Origin of the sequence: Streptacidiphilus sp. MAP12-33 (genome assembly GCF_041261265.1) — a bacterium.
Taxonomy (GTDB): Bacteria; Actinomycetota; Actinomycetes; order Streptomycetales; family Streptomycetaceae; genus Streptacidiphilus.
On the sequence record NZ_JBGCCA010000027.1, the window covers coordinates 105,576 to 123,323 of the forward strand.

The 17,748-nt window shown below is 72.2% G+C and carries 22 protein-coding genes and 1 pseudogene; 13 read left to right on the plus strand and 10 right to left on the minus strand.

The features are described from left to right. Positions 1-61: 61 nt before the first annotated feature. Complete coding sequence (locus ABH931_RS25390) at positions 62-1,294, minus strand: DUF2254 family protein (protein WP_370117506.1); 1,233 nt, start codon at positions 1,292-1,294, stop codon at positions 62-64. Between the two features lie 208 nt (positions 1,295-1,502). Here ABH931_RS25390 and ABH931_RS25395 point away from each other — a divergent pair, with 208 nt between their 5' ends. Then, complete coding sequence (locus ABH931_RS25395; protein ID WP_370117508.1) at positions 1,503-1,898, plus strand: SHOCT domain-containing protein; 396 nt, start codon at positions 1,503-1,505, stop codon at positions 1,896-1,898. A gap of 107 nt (positions 1,899-2,005) precedes the next feature. Continuing rightward, a complete protein-coding gene (locus ABH931_RS25400) occupies positions 2,006-3,313 on the plus strand; it encodes a cation:proton antiporter (RefSeq protein ID WP_370117511.1) in 1,308 nt (435 codons plus the stop codon). Positions 3,314-3,325: 12 nt separating this feature from the next. Here the strand turns inward: ABH931_RS25400 and ABH931_RS25405 are convergent, their stop codons facing one another. Both ABH931_RS25405 and ABH931_RS25410 read right to left on the minus strand, forming a co-directional pair. Then, a complete protein-coding gene (locus tag ABH931_RS25405) occupies positions 3,326-3,700 on the minus strand; it encodes a pyridoxamine 5'-phosphate oxidase family protein (RefSeq protein ID WP_370117514.1) in 375 nt (124 codons plus the stop codon). Positions 3,701-3,788: 88 nt separating this feature from the next. Continuing rightward, the gene (locus ABH931_RS25410; protein ID WP_370117516.1) at positions 3,789-4,532 is read right to left on the minus strand and encodes a response regulator; all 744 of its coding nucleotides are present in this window, start codon (positions 4,530-4,532) and stop codon (positions 3,789-3,791) included. 244 nt (positions 4,533-4,776) lie between these two features. On the opposite strand from ABH931_RS25410, the gene ABH931_RS25415 reads away from it, so the two are divergent. Beyond that, a complete protein-coding gene (locus ABH931_RS25415) occupies positions 4,777-5,388 on the plus strand; it encodes an HPP family protein (RefSeq protein ID WP_370117519.1) in 612 nt (203 codons plus the stop codon). An 88-nt stretch (positions 5,389-5,476) separates the two neighbouring features. Here ABH931_RS25415 and ABH931_RS25420 read toward each other — a convergent pair whose 3' ends face one another. Together ABH931_RS25420 and ABH931_RS25425 are read right to left on the minus strand one after the other, a co-directional pair. Beyond that, positions 5,477-6,349 carry a universal stress protein gene (locus ABH931_RS25420; RefSeq protein WP_370117522.1) on the minus strand — a complete coding sequence of 291 codons (873 nt, stop codon included), beginning with the start codon at positions 6,347-6,349 and terminating at the stop codon, positions 5,477-5,479. Between the two features lie 79 nt (positions 6,350-6,428). After that, entirely contained in the window at positions 6,429-6,671 is a 243-nt protein-coding gene (locus tag ABH931_RS25425) for a hypothetical protein (RefSeq protein WP_370117523.1), read from the minus strand. Positions 6,672-6,803: 132 nt separating this feature from the next. Here ABH931_RS25425 and ABH931_RS25430 point away from each other — a divergent pair, with 132 nt between their 5' ends. Next, a complete protein-coding gene (locus tag ABH931_RS25430) occupies positions 6,804-6,971 on the plus strand; it encodes a hypothetical protein (RefSeq protein WP_370117526.1) in 168 nt (55 codons plus the stop codon). On the opposite strand, the gene ABH931_RS25435 is transcribed toward ABH931_RS25430, so the two are convergent. From ABH931_RS25435 to ABH931_RS25445, 3 genes and pseudogenes are all read right to left on the minus strand, one after another. Continuing rightward, a complete protein-coding gene (locus ABH931_RS25435) occupies positions 6,958-7,896 on the minus strand; it encodes a carbamate kinase (protein WP_370117529.1) in 939 nt (312 codons plus the stop codon). The genes ABH931_RS25430 and ABH931_RS25435 overlap by 14 nt on opposite strands. A gap of 1 nt (position 7,897) precedes the next feature. Continuing rightward, positions 7,898-8,914, minus strand: coding sequence for an ornithine carbamoyltransferase (argF, locus tag ABH931_RS25440; RefSeq protein WP_370117616.1), 1,017 nt, complete (start codon positions 8,912-8,914; stop codon positions 7,898-7,900). Positions 8,915-8,971: 57 nt separating this feature from the next. Then, positions 8,972-9,277: pseudogene (locus ABH931_RS25445) on the minus strand (amino acid permease); the annotation flags it as partial. Between the two features lie 333 nt (positions 9,278-9,610). On the opposite strand from ABH931_RS25445, the gene ABH931_RS25450 reads away from it, so the two are divergent. The 9 genes from ABH931_RS25450 to ABH931_RS25490 all read left to right on the plus strand — a co-directional run bounded on the left by ABH931_RS25450 (position 9,611) and on the right by ABH931_RS25490 (position 16,424). After that, entirely contained in the window at positions 9,611-11,215 is a 1,605-nt protein-coding gene (locus ABH931_RS25450; protein ID WP_370117532.1) for an oleate hydratase, read from the plus strand. 178 nt (positions 11,216-11,393) lie between these two features. Then, positions 11,394-12,152: an alpha/beta fold hydrolase gene (locus ABH931_RS25455; RefSeq protein ID WP_370117534.1), complete on the plus strand. Its 759-nt coding sequence runs from the start codon at positions 11,394-11,396 to the stop codon at positions 12,150-12,152. Then, entirely contained in the window at positions 12,145-12,603 is a 459-nt protein-coding gene (locus ABH931_RS25460) for a MarR family winged helix-turn-helix transcriptional regulator (protein ID WP_370117537.1), read from the plus strand. Before ABH931_RS25455 ends, ABH931_RS25460 begins: the two co-directional genes overlap by 8 nt. A 329-nt stretch (positions 12,604-12,932) precedes the next feature. Next, entirely contained in the window at positions 12,933-13,139 is a 207-nt protein-coding gene (locus tag ABH931_RS25465) for a hypothetical protein (RefSeq protein WP_370117540.1), read from the plus strand. Positions 13,140-13,144: 5 nt separating this feature from the next. Continuing rightward, a complete protein-coding gene (locus ABH931_RS25470) occupies positions 13,145-13,498 on the plus strand; it encodes an ArsR/SmtB family transcription factor (RefSeq protein WP_370117542.1) in 354 nt (117 codons plus the stop codon). A 65-nt stretch (positions 13,499-13,563) separates the two neighbouring features. Continuing rightward, on the plus strand, positions 13,564-15,216 hold the full coding sequence (locus ABH931_RS25475) for a SulP family inorganic anion transporter (protein WP_370117618.1): 1,653 nt from the start codon (positions 13,564-13,566) through the stop codon (positions 15,214-15,216). A gap of 139 nt (positions 15,217-15,355) precedes the next feature. Beyond that, entirely contained in the window at positions 15,356-15,844 is a 489-nt protein-coding gene (locus ABH931_RS25480; RefSeq protein WP_370117545.1) for an ATP-binding protein, read from the plus strand. A gap of 11 nt (positions 15,845-15,855) precedes the next feature. Further along, positions 15,856-16,020, plus strand: a complete 165-nt coding sequence (locus ABH931_RS25485) for a DUF6126 family protein (RefSeq protein ID WP_370117548.1) — start codon at positions 15,856-15,858, stop codon at positions 16,018-16,020. A 26-nt stretch (positions 16,021-16,046) separates the two neighbouring features. Further along, the gene (locus ABH931_RS25490) at positions 16,047-16,424 is read left to right on the plus strand and encodes an anti-sigma factor antagonist (RefSeq protein ID WP_370117550.1); all 378 of its coding nucleotides are present in this window, start codon (positions 16,047-16,049) and stop codon (positions 16,422-16,424) included. Between the two features lie 375 nt (positions 16,425-16,799). Here the strand turns inward: ABH931_RS25490 and ABH931_RS25495 are convergent, their stop codons facing one another. Both ABH931_RS25495 and ABH931_RS25500 read right to left on the minus strand, forming a co-directional pair. Beyond that, on the minus strand, positions 16,800-17,234 hold the full coding sequence (locus tag ABH931_RS25495; RefSeq protein WP_370117553.1) for a DUF1801 domain-containing protein: 435 nt from the start codon (positions 17,232-17,234) through the stop codon (positions 16,800-16,802). 32 nt (positions 17,235-17,266) lie between these two features. Further along, a complete protein-coding gene (locus ABH931_RS25500; protein WP_370117556.1) occupies positions 17,267-17,683 on the minus strand; it encodes an ATP-binding protein in 417 nt (138 codons plus the stop codon). Positions 17,684-17,748 lie beyond the last annotated feature (65 nt).

Here is a 17,748-nt window from a genome sequence, read left to right on the forward strand (position 1 = left end):
GTGAGCGGGCAGGGCGCGGCCGAGGAGGGCCGAACGGGTGACCGGTGCAGCCCGGCCGCCCTCAGCCTGGACCGAGGGACATGAAGGGTGGATGCCGGACCCGCAACTCCTGCTCGACCCAGGCCAGGCGTTCCCGCAGCGGCTCGCGCCGCTCCGGCGGGGCCGACGTCAACAGGCCGCGCAACACCCGGGTGGCGTGGGCCAGGACCATGGGGCTGTCCAGGGCCGCACGGCACATGTCGTCGAGCCCCGTGCGCAGGAAGTCGCTCCAGGCGGGCAGGAGCAGCACCACCCGGACCTCACCGCTCTCGTCCGGGACGGACGCGGCGTCCAGTCGCGCGCCGACCAGGCGGCGCAGCAGGCTGTCGATGCCGTCCAGGGCCTGGACCGCGGTGGCGGGATCGTTCACGGCGGGTGACAGCGCGCGCAGGCCGATGTCGGCGAGGAGGCGGAACGCGTGGAGCGGATCCTGGTGGAAGCTCCGCTCGGGTCCGGGGATGAGATTACGCAGCACCTGGTCGTCCGTCATGGCGCCGCCGCGAACGTCCGCCACGGGATCGCCGCGGTGCACGGTGCCGCCGACCGGGACCCGCAGCACCACGGTCGCGCCCGCGCCGCGTGCCGAGGCGACCATTGCCCGCACGTCCACCTGTTCGATGACGCGGGTGGCGACGGGCCAGGCGACCGTGGACCGCACCGGGGGCAGCGGGCCGGGCGCCGGGCGCACGTCCGCGTCGGAACGCGGATAGAACGCGTCGAGTACGGCGTGTCCGCGCGCTGCCGTGCCTGCCAGCACCTGGGCGAGCTGGATCGCGCCGAAGGCGCGCAGTTGCAGGGTGCGCACCAGTGCCAGGGCGACGACCGTGCCGACGCCGGTGAGCAGGGGAACGACGAGCGGCACCGTGGCCCGCGAGCCGATCGTCAGCGTTGCGCTGACGGCGAAGGCCAGGAGGCCGATCACGAAAGCGAAGACCCGCCACACCACCGGATCGCTGCGGAACAGGCTCAGCCGGGGGCTGAAGTTGCCTGCGACCCACTGCGCCACCAGGAAGAGCAGGGAGAAGATCAGACTGGTCACACCGAGCACGGCGATGCCGACGACGCCCAGCACCTCGACCGTGCGGGACGCGGAGACCCGCGCCCCGCCGTCGATCCGGGGCAGGGTCAGTCCCAGGGTCACGCCGACGACCAGGCCGAAGCCCTGGGTGACCCCGGCCCGCAGCCGACGCCGCGGCCGGACCACGCGCTCGGCCGGCTGCCGTGGGCCGAACGGTCCGATCGGCGGGGCTTCCACGTCGCGCCTCCGTCCTGGCCGTGGGGATGACCAGGTCCCAGCAAAGCCCGTGATCCGACGGGACGGCGACCGGGCTGACCCGGGCGGGTGGACGGCTCGTCCCCCTCGCGGGGCGGGGCGCCTCGCGGTGGGTCACCCGTTCGGGCGTGCGTAGCCCGGCCCGGCGTGCGGCAATGGAGGAGGGAGGGCGGACGTCGAGGAGGAAGCCATGAACTATCCGCTGCTGAACGTCTTCTTCACCACCATGTGGGTCTTCCTGTGGGTCATGTGGTTCTTCCTGCTCTTCCGGGTCTTCGCGGACCTGTTCCGGGACGACTCCGTCAGCGGCTGGGGCAAGGCCGGCTGGTGCGTCTTCGTCCTGGTCCTGCCGTTCCTGGGCGTGTTCGTGTACCTGATCGCGCGCGGCAAGGGCATGGGCAGGCGCGAACGCAAGCAGTCCGAGCAGGCCGAGGCGAGCTTCCGCGCGTACGTGCAGGAGACCGCGGGCACCTCCGCGCCGTCGAGCGCGGCCGGTGAGCTGACCAAGCTTGCGGAGCTGCGCCAGCACGGCGACATCACCGACGAGGAGTACCAGCGCGCGAAGGACCACGTCCTGGCCGCCTGAGCGGCGACCACGCGGACTGTGCTCGTGTCGCTCCCGGGACCGCGCGGGCCGCTGCCCCAGAGTTGGCCGAGGACGACATCCCTGCCGTGTGATTGGGGCGCCACCTGGTGAGCGACACCGCCTGGACGGGAGCGGCCGTGGCGGGGATCGCGGCCGCGTACGCGCTCGCGTCACGGCGACTGGGTGGGACGCCGGTGACCGCCCCGATCGTGTTCGTCGGCTTCGGCATCCTGATCGGGCCCGTCGGCCTGCACCTGGTGAGCCTGCAACAGGACAGCGCACAGTTGCGCAGCCTGGTCGAGGCCGCGCTGACGCTGGTGCTCTTCACCGACGCGACGACCGTGCGCCCGGCGGACCTGCGCAGCGAGGGTGCGCTGTCCGGGCGGCTGCTCTCGGTCGGGCTGGTCCTCACCCTTGGAGCCGGCTGGTTGCTCGCCTGGCCGCTCCTGCCGGGCCTGGGCGTCTGGGAGCTGGCGCTGGTGGCCGCAGTCCTGGCACCCACCGACGCGGCCCTCGGCAAGACCGCGATCTCCGACTCCCGCGTGCCGAGCCTGGTCCGGCAGACACTCAACGTCGAGAGCGGGCTCAACGACGGTCTCGTGCTGCCGTTCTTCGTGCTCTTCCTGGCAGCCGTCCCGGGCACGTCGTACGCGCAGGAGGGGGAGGGTGGTACGTTCTGGCGTGCCCTGCTACTCAGCCCCGCACTCGGCCTCGCCGTCGGCGGGATCGGGGGAAAGCTCCTCGGCTGGTCCCGCGACCACCGCTGGGTCACCGAGGACTGGCGTCAGATCTACGTGCTCGCCGTCGCCGCCGCAGCGTACGAACTGGCCGTGGTCACCCAGGGCAGCGGCTTCATCGGGGCGTGGGTGGCGGGATTCGCCTTCGCCTTCACCCAGCGCGGCGGCGCGCGCCCGGAGCACGACGTGGCCCACACGACCGAGCTGGCCGAGTACCTCGGCAGCCTGCTGGCGATGCTGAGTCTGCTGTTCTTCGGCGCGGTGCTGCTCGGTCCCGCTCTGCAGCACCTGACCTGGCGGATCGTCGGCTATGCGCTGCTCAGCCTCACCGTGGTGAGAATGCTGCCGGTCGCCGTGGCCCTGCTCGGGAGCGGGCTCAAGCGGCCGACGGTGGCCTACGTCGGCTGGTTCGGCCCGCGCGGCCTCGCCTCTGTCGTGTTCGGGCTCCTGGTCGCCGAGGAGCACGTCCACGGTGTCGAGCTGATCAGCCGGGTGGTCGCGATCACTGTCGGGCTCAGCGTGCTGCTCCACGGGGCGTCGGCGGCGGTCCTCGCCGCCCGCTATGGACGGTGGTTCGAACGAGCAGCCGCCCGGACGGAACTGCGCGAGAGCGTCAGCACACTCGTCACGCCGCGCCGACGCGGACCGGGGTCGCCGGAACAGCCGCAGGGCCGATGATCAGGACCGTGGTCAGGTGTGCTCGGTGGGCTCCGGGAAGCGGCGGCCGTGGACGGCCTCGGGCAGGATGTGGATCTCCGTGGTGCCCGTGACGGAGTCCTCGGCGCCGACCACCGCGCGGCCGAGCAGGGTGACGCACCAGCCGGTGCCGTCGCCGTCGTGGAGCTCGTCAGCCTCGAAGGCCACGAGCGTGCCGCCGATGGCCTGGGCGAGACCGGAGTCGGTGGCGGTGCGCAGCAGCACGCCACCGTCCGGGGCGACGCGGAACGGAGCGGGCCAGACGGCCGGCATCGCGGCGACCGTGTAGATGACGCGGCCGGTCCGCGCGTCGGCCAGGAGGTCCAGCGCGCTGCCGCGGTCGAGGTCGTCTGCTCGCAAGGTCGTCATGCCTTCGATCGTGGCCGAAACCAGTCCGCCGGGGGGAGGGGCCAACGACCCGGGCACCCCCGCCGACCGGCCCCACTGTGCGGACCGGTCACCGCCGGGCGAACCGTGTGCCGCCGCCTGCGGCGCCGGAGCCGCCCGGGTGAGCGGCGGCGTGCTCGGCCGCCTGCGAGGCGATCACCGCGGCCTGGACCCTGCGCTCCACGCCGAGCTTCGCCAGCATGCGGGAGATGTGGTTCTTCACCGTCTTCTCGGCCAGGTAGAGGCGCTGCCCGATCTCGCGGTTGGTCAGCCCCTCGCCGATCAGGGCCAGGATGTCGCGCTCGCGGTCCGTCAGCTCGGCCAGCGCGTCGGGCTGCTGCGGAGCCTGCGTGCCCTGGCCGCGCAGTCGCGCCATCAGGCGGGTGGCCGCGCCGGGGTCCAGCATCGACTGGCCGGAGCCGACCGTGTGGACGGCGGAGATCAGGTCGGTGCCGCTGATCTGCTTGAGCACGTAGCCCGACGCGCCGGCCATGATCGCGTCGAGGAGTGCGTCCTCGTCGTCGAACGAGGTGAGCATCAGGCAGGCCAGCTCGGGGAGCTGGTCGCGCAGCTCGCGGCAGACGGTGATGCCGTCGCCGTCGGGCAGGCGCACGTCCAGCACCGCCACGTCGGGGCGCAGCGCGGGCACCCGTGCGAGCGCCTGCGCGCAGTTCGACGCCTCCCCGACGACCTCCAGGCCCGGTTCGGCGTCGAGCATGTCGCGCACCCCGCGGCGGACGACCTCGTGGTCGTCCAGCAGGAAGACCTTGATCGTCCCGGTGTCGGCCTGCGTGTCGGAGGTGTCGCCCGTCATCCCTCTGCTCCATGTCTTCGCCGTGCGTGCCGGTGATCCACTGGATCGTCCCGCGCGCCCCGGGACCTTCGATAGGGCCGAACGGTCCCATCATCGCGCGATCCACGCCCGGCGGCACGGGCCGAGCGGCCGGACACTCGGCCCCGCCCGGTTCAGGCCGTTCGGGCCTTGGGCGACCGACAGTGGTGTCATGCGAGGAGGGACCCTCGCCACGCGGATCACGACCTTGCAGGAGGTAGCCGTCATGACCAGGCAGATTCCCTGGAGCGGCGACACCGTCGCCGACGTGATGACCCATGTGGTCGCGGCAGTCGGCCGTGACGCGGGGATCGAGGAGATCGTGGAGACGTTGCACGCCCGCCGCGTCAGCGCCGTGCCGGTCCTGGCCGGCGACGGCCGGGTGGTGGGGGTCGTCTCGGAGTCCGACGTCATCGCGGCGGAGCTCGCCGGCGCCCCCGGGCCCGAAGCGACGGCCGGACGCCTGATGAGCACCCCGGCGGTGACCGTGCACCCGGAGGCCCCGCTGGCCGAGGCGGCACGCACGATGCTCACCCGCAAGGTCAAGCGGCTGCCGGTGGTCGACGCCGAGGACCGCCTTCGCGGCATCGTGAGCCGGTCCGACGTGCTGAAGATCTTCCTCCGCGGCGACGACGACGTGGCCCGCCACATCCGCTTCGAACTGCTGGCCGCCCTCGACCCGCGGACGGAGGCCGGGATCGACGTGGCCGTGGCCGAAGGCCACGTGCACCTGTCCGGCCGCATCCCGCGCGAACCTGGCTCCGCCGTGCTGACCCGGCTGGTGGGGGGCGTGCCCGGGGTCGTGGACGTCGTGGTCGACACGGTGTCGGCCGCCTGACCTGGCTCGGCGCGCCAGACCGGCCGCGGTCCCCGTCCTGGGACGGGGACCGCGGCCGTTGCCTGCATGGCGGCGCCAGTTCGGTTGTTCAGTGAGGCACCACTGCGACCGGGGCGTGGGCCAGGTGCAGCACCCGGTGCGGAACCCGCCCGATCGGCAGGCCGAAGTGCTGGGTGTGCTTGCGGTGCGCGCCGACGACCACCAGCGACGCGTCCTTCGAGGCGTTCACGATGGCCTCCTCGGCGAGCCCCAGTTCGACCTCGACCGTCACCTGGACGCCGGGGTGGGCGGCGCGGGCCGGGGCCAGCAGCTCCTCCAGCTCGGCCGTCTCGTCGGCCGTGCGCTGTGCCTGGTCCTGCGGCGGGACGGAGATGTAGCCGGGGAAGGCCTGCGGGTACGTCCAGGTGCGGACGACCTTCAGCGGGACGCCGCGCCGTTCGGCCTCGGCGAAGGCGAACTCGACCGGTTCGGGTTCACCAGGGGCGACGGCGAGAACGACGGGCCCACCGGGGTCCGGTGCGCCCTCGACGGGGACCAGCACGGCGGGGATCGGCGTGTGCGCCGCGACACCCATGCTGATCGACCCGAGCAGGAAGGTCATGAAGGGGTTGAGCCCGCGACGCCCGGTCACCAGCAGGGCGGTGCCGTTGGCCGCCATCCGCAGGAGGCCCTCGACCGCGGCCTCGTCGATCAGCTCCGGTTCCACCTGGAGGCCGGGGTGGCGCTTTCGCATGTCCTCGGCCGCGCTCTCCATGAAACTCCAGGCGGCGTTGCGCGCGTCCTCCCTCATGTCCGCCTTGTAGGCCTCGGGCAGGCGATAGGCCTGCATGCTCCACGCGTGGCCGATGCGCAGCACCGCGCCGCGCAGCTGCGCCTCGTCGGCGGCCCATTCCAGGGCCACCCGGGCGTTCTCGGAAGTATCGAGGCCCACCACCACGGCCCCGGTCGGCGAGCTGTTCATCAGTGCCTCCAGCCTGGGTGTCGGGGAGGCGCTGCGGCCCCGCCGACGGTGTCATCTCCAGACTGACACCGTCTCCGGCTCACGCGCAGGGCTGACCGGGCCGCGCCGCAGGGCCGGTCGGCCCGAACCGCGCGGTCAGGCCGCGGACCGGCAGCAGGCGGGTGATGCCCTCGGCCACCGGGTGCGGGGAGGCGGCGCGCAGGCGGTCCAGCTCGGCCTGCATCGCCCGCTGCGTGGCGTCAAGGCAGGCCGCCACGGCGTTCGGGTCGTCGGGGTCCGCGCCCGGCCCCCGCAGCGACCAGTCCAGCGCCGGCCGTTGCACTGGGAGAGCGGGACGTCGCCCAGCGTGTCGCTGGTGCGCGGGCGCGCGAAGAGGCCGGTCGGTCCCCGAAGCGGGACCGACCGGCCTGCGGCGGCCCGTGTCTCGGGCGGCCGCACGGAGTACAAAGGAAGCATGGGAAGACAGGCGGTCGCCGCGCTCTACGTGCTCGTGATGGTTGCTGTCGTGGTCGCCGTCGACGTCCTGGTCTTCCGGCACCAGTTCTGGGAGCGGTTGATGGCGAACGTCGGGATCGTCCTGGTGTTCGCGGCGTTCTACCTGAGGTTCCTCAAGCGTCCATGACCGGAACCGGATCGTTCGCGCGGACCAGGGTGCCGACTGTGCCGAGCAGGACGCCGAGCGCGTCGTCCAGCGGGCCGATGCCCGCGAGGCCGCCGGTGCGTTCCACGAAGCGTGCGGCAGCCTCGGCCTTGGGACCCATCGAGCCCTCGGGTAGGTCGAGTGAGCGCAGATCGGCGGGGGTGGCGCGGGTGAGCGGGCCCGGGTCGCCGCTGCCGAAGCGGCGGTAGACGTGGGTGACGTCGGTGAGGATCAGCAGGGCGTCCGCGTCGAGGAGTTCGGCGAGCAGGGCGGCCGTCAGGTCCTTGTCGACGACCGCCTCCGCGCCGCGCAGCCGGTCCGTGGCCGGGTCGCGCAGTAGCGGGACGCCGCCGCCACCCGCGCAGACCACCACGTCCCCGGCGGCCAGCAGCGTCCGCACCACCGGGAGTTCGAGGACGCGCACGGGTGCGGGGGAGGGGACGGCCCGGCGCAGGCCGTCGCCGTCCGCCGCCAGCGTCCAGCCGCGTGCGGTGGCGAGCCGCTGTGCCTGTTCCGGTCGGTACTGCGGTCCGATGAACTTGGTCGGGTGCCGGAACGCGGGATCGTCGGCGGCGACCTCGACGTGCGTCACCAACGCCGCGACCTCCCGGTCCCGCAGCCGGTCCCGCAGCTCCCGCACGAGGAGGGAGCCGATCAGGCCCTGCGTCTCGGCCCCCAGCAGATCCAGCGGGTACGGCGCGGTCAGGTCGGCGTCGGCGGCGCTCTCCAGGGCGAGCAGGCCGACCTGGGGGCCGTTGCCGTGGGTGACGACCAGCTCGTGCCCGGCGAGGACGAGTTCGGCCAGGGCCAGGCCGGCCTCGTGGACGTGGCGGAGCTGGATCTCGGCGTCCGGGTGCTCCCCGCGCCGGAGCAGGGCGTTGCCGCCGAGTGCCGCGACGACGCGCATCTCACCGCCCTCCCGTCGCGTCGTCCAGCGTCGCCACGAGGACGGCCTCGATGGTGTGCATCCGGTTCTCGGCCTGGTCGAAGACGAGGGACGCGGGGGACTCGAACACCTCGTCGGTGACCTCCAGCCCGTCCAGGCCGTACCGCTCGTACAGGTCCGCGCCGAGCTCGGTGCGGCGGTCGTGCAGGGCGGGGAGGCAGTGCAGGAAGGCGGTGTCGGGGTTGCCCGTGGCGGCCAGCGTCCTGACGTTCACCTGGTACGGCAGCAGGTGGCGGATCCGCTCCTGCCACAGCTCGACCGGCTGCCCCATGGACACCCACACGTCGGTGTAGAGGTAGTCGGCGCCGCGCACGCTGTCCTCGACGGACTCGGTGACGGTGATCCGCGCGCCGCTGCCCTCCGCGACCAGGCGGCAGCGGTCCAGCAGTCCCTCGTCCGGCCACAGTTCGCGCGGCGCGGCCAGCCGGACGTCCATGCCGAGCAGGCTGCCCATGGCCAGCAGTGAGGCGGCGGTGTTGTTGGAGGCGTCGCCCAGGTAGCAGAAGGAGATCCCGTCGAGCGGGCGCCCGCTGTGCTCGCGCATGGTGAAGACGTCGCACAGGCTCTGGGTGGGGTGCGCGGTGTCGGTCAGGCCGTTGTAGACCGGCACCCCGGCCAGGCGGGCCAGCTCCTCGACCACGCCCTGGTCGAAGCCCCGGTACTCGATGGCGTCGAACATCCGGCCCAGCACCCGTGCGGTGTCGGCGACGCTCTCCTTGTGGCCGATGTGGGAGCCGGACGGGTCCAGGTAGGTGGTGGTCATGCCCTGGTGGGCGGCGGCGCCCTCGAAGGCGCAGCGGGTGCGGGTCGAGGCCTTCTCGAAGACCAGCGCGAGCCGCCGGCCCGTCAGACGGGGTGTCGTCTGCCGCTGGCGGTGGGCGGCCTTGAGCTCGGCGGCGAGGTCGAGCAGGTGGTGGATCTCGTGGGCGGTGTAGTCGAGCTCGTGCAGGTACGAGCGGCCGTACAGGTCGACGGTCAGATCGACGGTCATGGCGGATCCTCCTCGTGGGACGGGTGGTTACGCGGCGTCGCGCTGGAGGAACCCGGCGAACTCGCCGAACGCCTCGCGGGCGTAGACGTAGGGGCCGCCACTGCCCGGCATGCGCTTGGAGAGCGAGCCGAAGGTCAGCGCGAGCGCGAGCGCGCCGACGGTCACGGCCACGAAGGCGACGAGCGCGATCGGCCCGTACGGCGCGAGCGCCGAGGGCAGCGCGAAGACGCCGGTGCCGATGACGCTGCCGACGACGAGGGCGGTGGCGGCCGGAAGGCCGAAGGTGGTGCGGCGGCCGGACGTCTCTGGCCCCTCGTTCTCGGCCGGTGAGGCGGGTCGGTCGGTGGGCATGGTGCGGGCTCCTGACGCGGGGGACGGGCATGGGACGCGCCTCGACCCCCGGACAGTGCGTCCGGCGGTCGGGGCGGCGTGAAGATCGTCGATCGTGGTGGGGTGGCCGCAGCAGGGCCCGATGGTCCCTGTGTCGCGCCGATCGGCCCCGTCCCGTCCCGGCTGCCCGTCACGTCAGCGCAGGTCACGGGAGTCCCGGTGTCACCACCGGGACCATCGGCCCCGGTTGCGGTCCCGGGTGGCCCTGCCCGTCCGCCGGCGTCGCGCACCAGGGTGGGAGCCGTCGCCCGATGCCGGGCGCCGTCCGTTCACCCGTACCACCGAGGAGCCGTCATGGAGCACGCCCACCGCACCAACAAGGCCTACCTGGTCGGCGGCGGCATCGGCTCGCTCGCAGCCGCGGCCTTCCTGATCCGCGACGCCGGCTTCCCGGCCGAGAACATCACGATCCTGGAGGAGCTCCCGCTCTCGGGCGGCTCCCTCGACGGCAGGGGTGATCCCGGGCACGGATACGTGACCCGTGGCGGCCGGATGCTGGAGGACGAGGCCTACGCCTGCCTGTGGGACCTGCTGGAGAGCGTCCCGACCCTGACCGACCGGAACATGTCGGTGCGTCAGGAGATCCTGGACTTCAACCGCCGCTGGCCCACCCACGCCCAGGCCCGGCTGATCGACGCCGACCACGCGATCGTCGACGCCGCGCACCTCGGTTTCGACCAGCGCGACCGGATCGAGCTGGCCCGGCTGCTGGCCCTGCCGGAGAGCGTCATCGGCGCCCGGCGGATCGACGAGTTCTTCTCCGAGCACTTCTTCGCCACCAACTTCTGGGCGATGTGGCGCACCACCTTCGCCTTCCAGAACTGGCACAGCGCGATCGAGCTCAAGCGCTACTTCCTGCGGTTCCTCCAGGAGTTCCCGCGCATCCACACCCTCGCCGGGGTCCGCCGCACCCGGCTCAACCAGTACGACTCGATCGTCCGCCCGCTGCTGGCCTGGCTCGACGAGCAGGGCGTGCGGATCGAGCACGGGGTGCGGGTGGTCGACGCGGACTTCACCCAGGACGAGTACGGCCGCCGCTGTGAGCGCCTGCACCTGCTGCGGGAAGGCGTCCGCGACACCATCGAGCCGCTCCGCACCGACCTGGTCTTCCTCACCCTCGGCTCGATGACCGCCGACACCGGCTACGGCGGCGACGACACCGTGCCCGAGCTGATCCGCGACAAGCGCGACGGCGGCTGGACGTTGTGGGAGGCGATCTCCCGCAAGGCCCCCGACTTCGGGCGGCCCGGCGTCTTCAACGGCAGCGTCGGCGAGGCGAAGTGGGAGTCGTTCACGCTGACGATGCGCAGCCCGGCCCTGCTCAAGCGCATCGAGGAGTTCAGCGGCAACGCCCCGGGTACCGGCGCGCTGATGACCTTCAAGGACTCCAACTGGCTGCTGTCGATCGTGATCCCGCACCAGCCGCACTTCGACGGGCAGGCGGAGGACGTCTTCACCCTGTGGGGCTACAGCCTGTTCACCGACACCGTCGGCGACCACGTGCCCAAGCGGATGGCGGAGGCCACCGGCCGGGAGATCCTGGACGAGTTGCTCGGCCACCTCGGCTTCGACGACATCGCCGACGAGGTCCGCGCCACCACCACCGTGACGACGGTGATGATGCCCTACATCACCAGCCAGTTCCTGCGCCGTTCCACCCACGATCGCCCGGACGTGATCCCTGTCGGTTCGACCAACTTCGCCTTCCTCGGGCAGTTCGTGGAGATCCCGGAGGACGTGGTCTTCACCGTCGAGTACTCGGTGCGCAGCGCCATGCACGCCGTCTACGGTCTGCTGGGCGTTGACCGGCCCATCCCGCCGGTCTACCACGCCCTTTCCGACCCGAAGGTGGCGTTCCGTGCCCTGGAGACGGCGTTCACCGGGGTGTGCCAGGGCTGAAGCCGACGGCCCCGCCGTCGCTCAGCGGGTCCCGCCACGACTGCGGGGCACGGGCTCGGGCTCTCCGGTGCGGAACGTTGAGTCACGGGGCGGCCTCCCGGTTGGGCGCCATCGCCTGGAGCACAATGTGACCCAGCCAACATGTGTCACGACATATGTGTCGTGTAATCTATTGGCTATGAACACTGCAGCGAAGAACCCGACCCTCGTCTTCATCCCCTGCTTCTCCGGCGCCCCGTGGAGCGCCGATCAGCTCGCCCCCTACGGCGCGGCGCCCCGGCGCACGCTGCGCCTGCCCGAGGGCGTGAACGACATGGAGCGCTACGCCGACTTCGTCGAGAACGCGATCGCGGACCTGGACGACTACGTGCTCGTCGGCGACTCGTTCGGCGCGAACATCGCGCTCGCCCTCGCGACCCGCCGCCCCAAGGGCCTGCGCTCCCTGGTCCTGTCCGGCGGATTCGCGGCCAACCCGGTTGACTCGAAGCCGTTGAAGGCTCTGGCCCGGGTGATGGGCCAGGCCCGCGGCCCGCTCTACCGGCAGCTGACGCTGCGCGCCCACGCCCACCGCCTGACCTCCCCGTTCGACGGGGAGGGAGAGGTGCCCTGGAGCGAGGCGCGCAGCCGCGAACTGTTCCTCGCCAACACCCCGGCCGCTTCCTTCGGTGCTCGCGTGCGGGCGGCGCTCGCCGCCGACTACGTGAACGTGCTCGGCCAGGTCCAGGTCCCGACCCTGATTCTGACCCCCTCGCACGACGTGCTGATCGGCGAGAACGCCTCCAAGATCATGGTTGCCGGCATCCCCGATGCCCGGGAGGTCGTGCTGCCGCGCACCGGCCACATGTTCCGCTTCTCCCACCCGGTCACCTACGCCACCGCGGTCAAGGACTTCCTTGCCGTCGTCCTGCCGACCACCCGGCAGGCCGCCGGTGCGTAAGGCCGAACACCTCCGGTTCGCGATCCTGGCAGCCCAACGCGAAGGCAACCGGCTGCTGATCCAGGCCCTCAAACCCCACGGCATCACCCCGTCGCAGGCCGAGGTGCTGCGCCTGCTCCAGCAGCACGGAACCTTGAGCCTCAACGGGCTCGGACAGCTCCTGGTGTGCGAGAGCGGCACCAACCCCAGCCGGCTGGTCGAACGCACCGTCGCGGCCGGACTGGTCGAGCGCCGCACGGACGCCGAAGACCGCCGCTACATCCAGCTGAGCCTCACCCCCGAGGGCGAACGCCTGGCCACCGAGGTCGCCGCCATCGAAGAGTTCCTCTACGCCTCAATGGACGCCGTCTCCGAGGGCCTGGACATCGACGCGGTGCTCGAGTTCCTGCACAAGCTCGTCGACCCACTGCCCTCGGGCGAGGCTCTCAACAAACGCCTCGATCTCGACTGACGCCACGGCCCGCACGGGACTGGCCGGCGGCCCCACCAGAAAAGCCTTCAATCCAGCATCACGACACGCACTCCATGGACTGCCCATGTCGTGAATTGAAGATTTCTTCAATTGCTGTCATAGTGCTGTCTGCGCGCAGTGGGTTCGCCTCCCGACGGCTTGGATTGAGGGTGCCCGGTTCCGCTGCTGCCGCTGTCGGCCGTGCCTGTCGGGGGCGCGGTCGGCGCCCATGGACCGCACGCGCCAGGGGTGTTCGGGCATCCGGCGAGGGACAACCGGACCACCCCGGGCGCGTGTGCCGCCGTTCGCACAGCTCCGGGAGGCTCGGGTTGGATCAGGCAGACGACTTCGCTTCTGCGCTGCTGGAGCGCATCCGCGATGCCCGGAGCTCGTTGCGTGAGGCTGCGGAGTCCAACAGCCAGGCCGCGATGTCCACGGCGTTGGACGAGCTGGAGCGCGGGCTGATGCTGGCGCGCGAGAACGGGATCGACGTCCCGGCCGCGACAGACGGTCCGGGCGAGAGGGACGGGAGTTGAGAGCGATGCCGGTTGTTCCGCTGTACCAGGCCAAGGCGGAGTTCTTCCGGATGCTCGGGCACCCCGTCCGCATCCGCGTGCTGGAGCTGTTGCAGGACGGGCCGATGCCCGTGCGCGACCTGCTCGCGAGTATCGAGGTCGAGCGCTCGAATCTGTCCCAGCAGCTCGCGGTGCTGCGCCGCTCCGGGATCGTCACCTCCGTCCGCGAGGCCGACACCGTGGTGTACTCCCTCGCGGGGCCCGATGTGGCCGAGTTGCTCCGTGCGGCGCGCCGGATCCTGACCGAACTGATCGCCGGTCAGCAGGACCTCCTGGCGGAGCTGCGTGAGGCCGACACCGCGGGAGCGACCACGTCGTGAGCAGCCGTACCACCCTCAGCACGGCTGTCCTGGGCGTGCTGCCGAACCGCCACACCCTGGCCACCATGCGGCGCTCGCCGCGCAAGGACCTGATCGCCGGGCTCACCGTCGCGATCGTCGCTCTCCCGCTCGCGCTCGGCTTCGGCATCTCCTCCGGCATGGGAGCCGAGGCCGGGCTCGTCACCGCCGTCGTCGCCGGGGCGCTGGCGGCGGTCTTCGGCGGCTCCAACCTCCAGGTCTCCGGCCCCACCGGCGCGATGACCGTCGTCCTCGTGCCGATCGTGCACACCTACGGTGCGAACGGCGTCCTGACCGTCGGTCTGCTCGCCGGCATCCTGCTCGTCGGGCTCGCCCTGCTGCACGCCGGGCGCTGGATGGCTTACGTTCCCGTCTCCGTGATCGAGGGCTTCACCCTCGGCATCGCGGGCGTGATCGGCCTCCAGCAGGTCCCGAACGCGCTCGGCGTCCACGCACCCGCCGGGTCGAATCCGGCCGTCGTCGCCGCCAAGGCGGTGGGGGATTTCGCCGCGCACCCGCACTGGGCGACCATCGGCGTCGCCCTCGCCGTGGCCGCGCTGATGCTGGTCGGCGCGCGACTGAAGCCCACGATTCCGTTCTCACTGCTCGCGGTGGCCGCGGCGACGCTGGTCGTGCTGGGCCTCTCGCTGCCGGTGGCGACGATCGGTGCGCTGCCGTCGGGCCTGCCCGCGCCCTCGCTGTCGTTCTTCGAGGCAGGACACCTCGCCGCGCTCCTGCCGTCCGCACTCGCGGTCGCGGCGCTCGCGGCGCTGGAGTCGCTGATGTCCGCCTCCGCGGCCGACGCGATGAGTGTCTCGGAGCGGCACGACTCGAACCGGGAGCTGTTCGGGCAGGGCGTCGCGAACCTGGCCGCGCCGCTGTTCGGCGGCGTCGCCGCGACCGGCGCCATCGCCCGTACCGCCGTGAACGTCCGCACCGGTGGCGCATCCCGCTTGTCCGCGCTCGTGCACGCCGCCTTGCTGGCGGTGATCGTGTTCGCCGCTGCGCCGCTGGTCGCGCACATTCCCGTCGCGGCGCTGGCCGGCGTGCTGATCGCGACCGCGGTGCGCATGGTCGAGGTGGGCTCCCTCAGAGCGCTGGCCCGTTCCGGCCGGGGCGAGGCGCTGGTACTGGCGCTGACCGCCGTGGCGACGCTCGCGTCGACGCTGACCGTCGCGGTGATCGTCGGGATGCTGACCGCTGGGGTGCTGGCGCTGGTCCAGGTCGCGCGCGCCACGAGGCTGGAACAGGTGCCGCTGCACGCCGACCTTCCCCCGGCGGACCACCACGAGCAGGAGCAGGAGCTGCTGGCGGAGCACATCGTCGCCTACCGGATCGACGGCCCGCTGCTGTTCGCCGCCGCCCACCGCTTCCTGCTGGAGCTGACCGACGTCGCCGACGTGCGCGTGGTCATCCTGCGCCTGTCCCGCATCTCCGCCCTGGACGCCTCCGGCGCGAAGGTGCTCGGCGACGCGGTCGACAAGCTGTCCGCGCGGGGCATCCTCGTCCTGGTCTCCGGGGTCCGCGAGGACCACCTGAACCGTCTCGACGCGCTCGGCGCCCTGGACGCGTTGCATGCGAGCGGCCGGATCTTCCCCAGCACCCCCGACGCGATCGCCCACGCCCGCCCCCACCTGGCCGATGTCGGGCTGATCCCTCAGTTGCCCCCGGAAGGCGAACCGGTCGGAGCGGCACGATGACGGCGGACACCACCAGCGCACGGGTCCACCTGGCTGAGCTGGTCGACCACGCCGCGGCCCACGGGATCCGCCTCAACGTCCGCCCCCACCAGTCCGAGTGCGACGCACCGGACTCGGAAGCGGCAGCGGAAGGACCGGCATGACGCCGCCCTGGGGGCCGCGCCGCCGGTCGTATCCCGTCCGGGCCGAGCCCGCGCCTGCTCCGGCATCTCCCGGCGGGTGCCGTCAGCGCACTGTCACGCTGCCGGCGATCGCGGCCTCGGTCACCCTCGCGCGCCGGACCGCGCAGACGGCCTTCACCACCTTCGGCGTCGCGCCGACGGCCAGCCTGCTGGACGCGGCCCTGCTGATCACGACGGAACTGGTCGCCAACGCGGTGCGGCACGCCACGGCGTCCGGGCACCTGGACCTCACCCTGGGCCTGAGCGGGCAGGAGCTCACGATCTCCGTACTCGACGAGGACCCCACCCTGCCGCCGTGGCCACCCGGCAGCCGCTACGGAGCCGCCCGCCGCGGACTGACCGTCGTGGCAGACCTGGTCGCCGGGCACGGCGGACGCCTCGACTTGAAACCCGACTTCTCCGTGCCCGGCAAGACCGTCCGTGTCACCCTGCCCCGAACCACCTGAGGGAGATCCACGTGTCCGATCAGACCGCATCCGAGCCCGAAGAGGACGGCACCGAGGGCGGAGGACGCCGCGCCAACAGGGGCGTGTGGATCCGCGCGTTCATCTACGTCATCGGATTCCACATCTTCGCGGGCTTCGTCATGCTGCTGTTCTACGTCGGCAACCACCGCCACTGACCACGACGCCGAAGGAGCCGAGCGCAATGACCATCCAGTGGCACCTGACCACCGGTCCGCACGTCGACGTACTGCAGATCAGCGGCTTTCTCGGGGACGACGCCGTCACCCGCTTCAACGGGGCGGTCGGCTGGGCGTTCGCCCGAGGCGAGCAGACGCTGCTGCTGGACTGCACCCGCCTGAAGGGCTGGTCCGACCAAGGCCGCGACGCGGTCGGCACCGCCGTCGAAAGCCTCGCCCGCCAGCAGCGCGGCCTGGAACTGGTGGCCCCGCCCACCCCGATCGAGGACATCCCCTCCCATGCCGATCTCGACAGCGCACTCGGCCACCACCGGGCCGCCTTCGGCGAGCAGACCCACGACGCCTGGCACAGCACCCGCTGGGAGACCGACAGCGCACCGTGAACACCCCGGTGCGACTACGGCGACGACGTCCACTGGACCAAGACCAACGGCGACTCCTTCTCCTACACCTTCACCGGTACCGGCATCGACGTTATCGGCCCGAAGGAGTCCGCCGACGGCACGGCGAACGTCCTGCTCGACGGCGTCCAGGTCGGCACCACGAAGGCCGCCTACTCCGGTGCCTACACCCCGCAGCAGTTCCTCTACCAGGTCCGCGGCCTCACGCCCGGGGCGCACACACTCAAGCTGGTCAAGACCGGCGGCAGCTACGTCCAGCTGGACGCCTTCCAGATCTGGCCCTGACGGCAGGTCCTGGGGTGGTGGGCTGGGGTGGTGGGCCGCACCGGGACTTCGCGGACGGTGCGGCCACCGCCGTCACGGGCGTTCGTCGGCAGCCCGGTGCTCCCGCACGGTGCAGTCGATCAGCTGCCGCAGCACCTCGTGGTCGACGCCCGCGAGCGCCTTGAGGTAGAGGCATCCCTTGCTCGCCCTGTGTGGTCCGAGCCGCTCCAGGGTCGACGCTTGCCGCTCGGCGAAGCCCGGGGTCAGGTACACCACCAGGTGTTGTTTGCGCGGAGCGAACCCCGCCAGCGGTGCGTCGCCCTGGTGGCCGGAGGCGTAGCGGTAGTGGTAGCTGCCGAAGCCGACGATCCCGCCGCCCCACACCACCGGCTCCGCGCCGGTGGCCTCCCGCATGAGGTCGCAGAGCCGTGCGGCGTCGGCGCGCCGTGGCTCCGGCTCGATCGCGTCCAGGAACTCCGCGACGGATCCCTTGGTGGGGACCAGGGTCGGCTCCTTCTTCGCTGCCATGCTGCGCTCCGTTCTCGGCTCGTTCGGGGTGTTCAGCTCGGCGCGCCCGACGGGCGCAGGCTGAACCAGGTCCACTTTCCGTCAGGGCGGACCAGGTGGCCCCACGCCTCGCTGAGGGACTCCATCAGGTGCAGGCCACGGCCCGACTCCGCGTCGAGGCCCGGGCTTCCGCCCGGCTCGGCCGGGACGTCGGTGCTGCTGTCGTGGACGGCGCAGATGAGGCGGCCGGTGGGCGGGTGGTGCTGGATCACCACCCGGACCTGCTCGGCCTCGGTGTGCTCGACCGCGTTGGCCACCGCCTCCGACAGCAGCAACCTGCCGTCGTCAACGGCGGCATGGTCCGCGCACAGGGCCGTGAACGCGCGGCGCGCGCGGCTGACGGAGCAGCTCAATGCGGGCAGGGTCAGCGAGGCGGACAAGGTCAGCTGCGCGGCCAGATGAGCGGGCATGGGTGCGGTCTCTCCTTCGGACTCGGCCCCCGCCGCACTCCACCGTAGGGTCGCGGCAGCCCACC

Excerpts from the sequence above, each read along its gene's own strand:
- ABH931_RS25395 (WP_370117508.1), top strand. The coding sequence starts at position 1,503 with ATGAACTATCCGCTGCTGAACGTCTTCTTCACCACCATGTGGGTCTTC.
- ABH931_RS25405 (WP_370117514.1), bottom strand. The coding sequence starts at position 3,700 with ATGACGACCTTGCGAGCAGACGACCTCGACCGCGGCAGCGCGCTGGAC.
- ABH931_RS25410 (WP_370117516.1), bottom strand. The coding sequence starts at position 4,532 with ATGACGGGCGACACCTCCGACACGCAGGCCGACACCGGGACGATCAAG.
- ABH931_RS25415 (WP_370117519.1), top strand. The coding sequence starts at position 4,777 with ATGACCAGGCAGATTCCCTGGAGCGGCGACACCGTCGCCGACGTGATG.
- ABH931_RS25420 (WP_370117522.1), bottom strand. The coding sequence starts at position 6,349 with ATGAACAGCTCGCCGACCGGGGCCGTGGTGGTGGGCCTCGATACTTCC.
- ABH931_RS25430 (WP_370117526.1), top strand. The coding sequence starts at position 6,804 with ATGGGAAGACAGGCGGTCGCCGCGCTCTACGTGCTCGTGATGGTTGCT.
- ABH931_RS25435 (WP_370117529.1), bottom strand. The coding sequence starts at position 7,896 with ATGCGCGTCGTCGCGGCACTCGGCGGCAACGCCCTGCTCCGGCGCGGG.
- ABH931_RS25450 (WP_370117532.1), top strand. The coding sequence starts at position 9,611 with ATGGAGCACGCCCACCGCACCAACAAGGCCTACCTGGTCGGCGGCGGC.
- ABH931_RS25455 (WP_370117534.1), top strand. The coding sequence starts at position 11,394 with ATGAACACTGCAGCGAAGAACCCGACCCTCGTCTTCATCCCCTGCTTC.
- ABH931_RS25470 (WP_370117542.1), top strand. The coding sequence starts at position 13,145 with ATGCCGGTTGTTCCGCTGTACCAGGCCAAGGCGGAGTTCTTCCGGATG.
- ABH931_RS25475 (WP_370117618.1), top strand. The coding sequence starts at position 13,564 with ATGCGGCGCTCGCCGCGCAAGGACCTGATCGCCGGGCTCACCGTCGCG.
- ABH931_RS25480 (WP_370117545.1), top strand. The coding sequence starts at position 15,356 with ATGACGCCGCCCTGGGGGCCGCGCCGCCGGTCGTATCCCGTCCGGGCC.
- ABH931_RS25490 (WP_370117550.1), top strand. The coding sequence starts at position 16,047 with ATGACCATCCAGTGGCACCTGACCACCGGTCCGCACGTCGACGTACTG.
- ABH931_RS25495 (WP_370117553.1), bottom strand. The coding sequence starts at position 17,234 with ATGGCAGCGAAGAAGGAGCCGACCCTGGTCCCCACCAAGGGATCCGTC.
- ABH931_RS25500 (WP_370117556.1), bottom strand. The coding sequence starts at position 17,683 with ATGCCCGCTCATCTGGCCGCGCAGCTGACCTTGTCCGCCTCGCTGACC.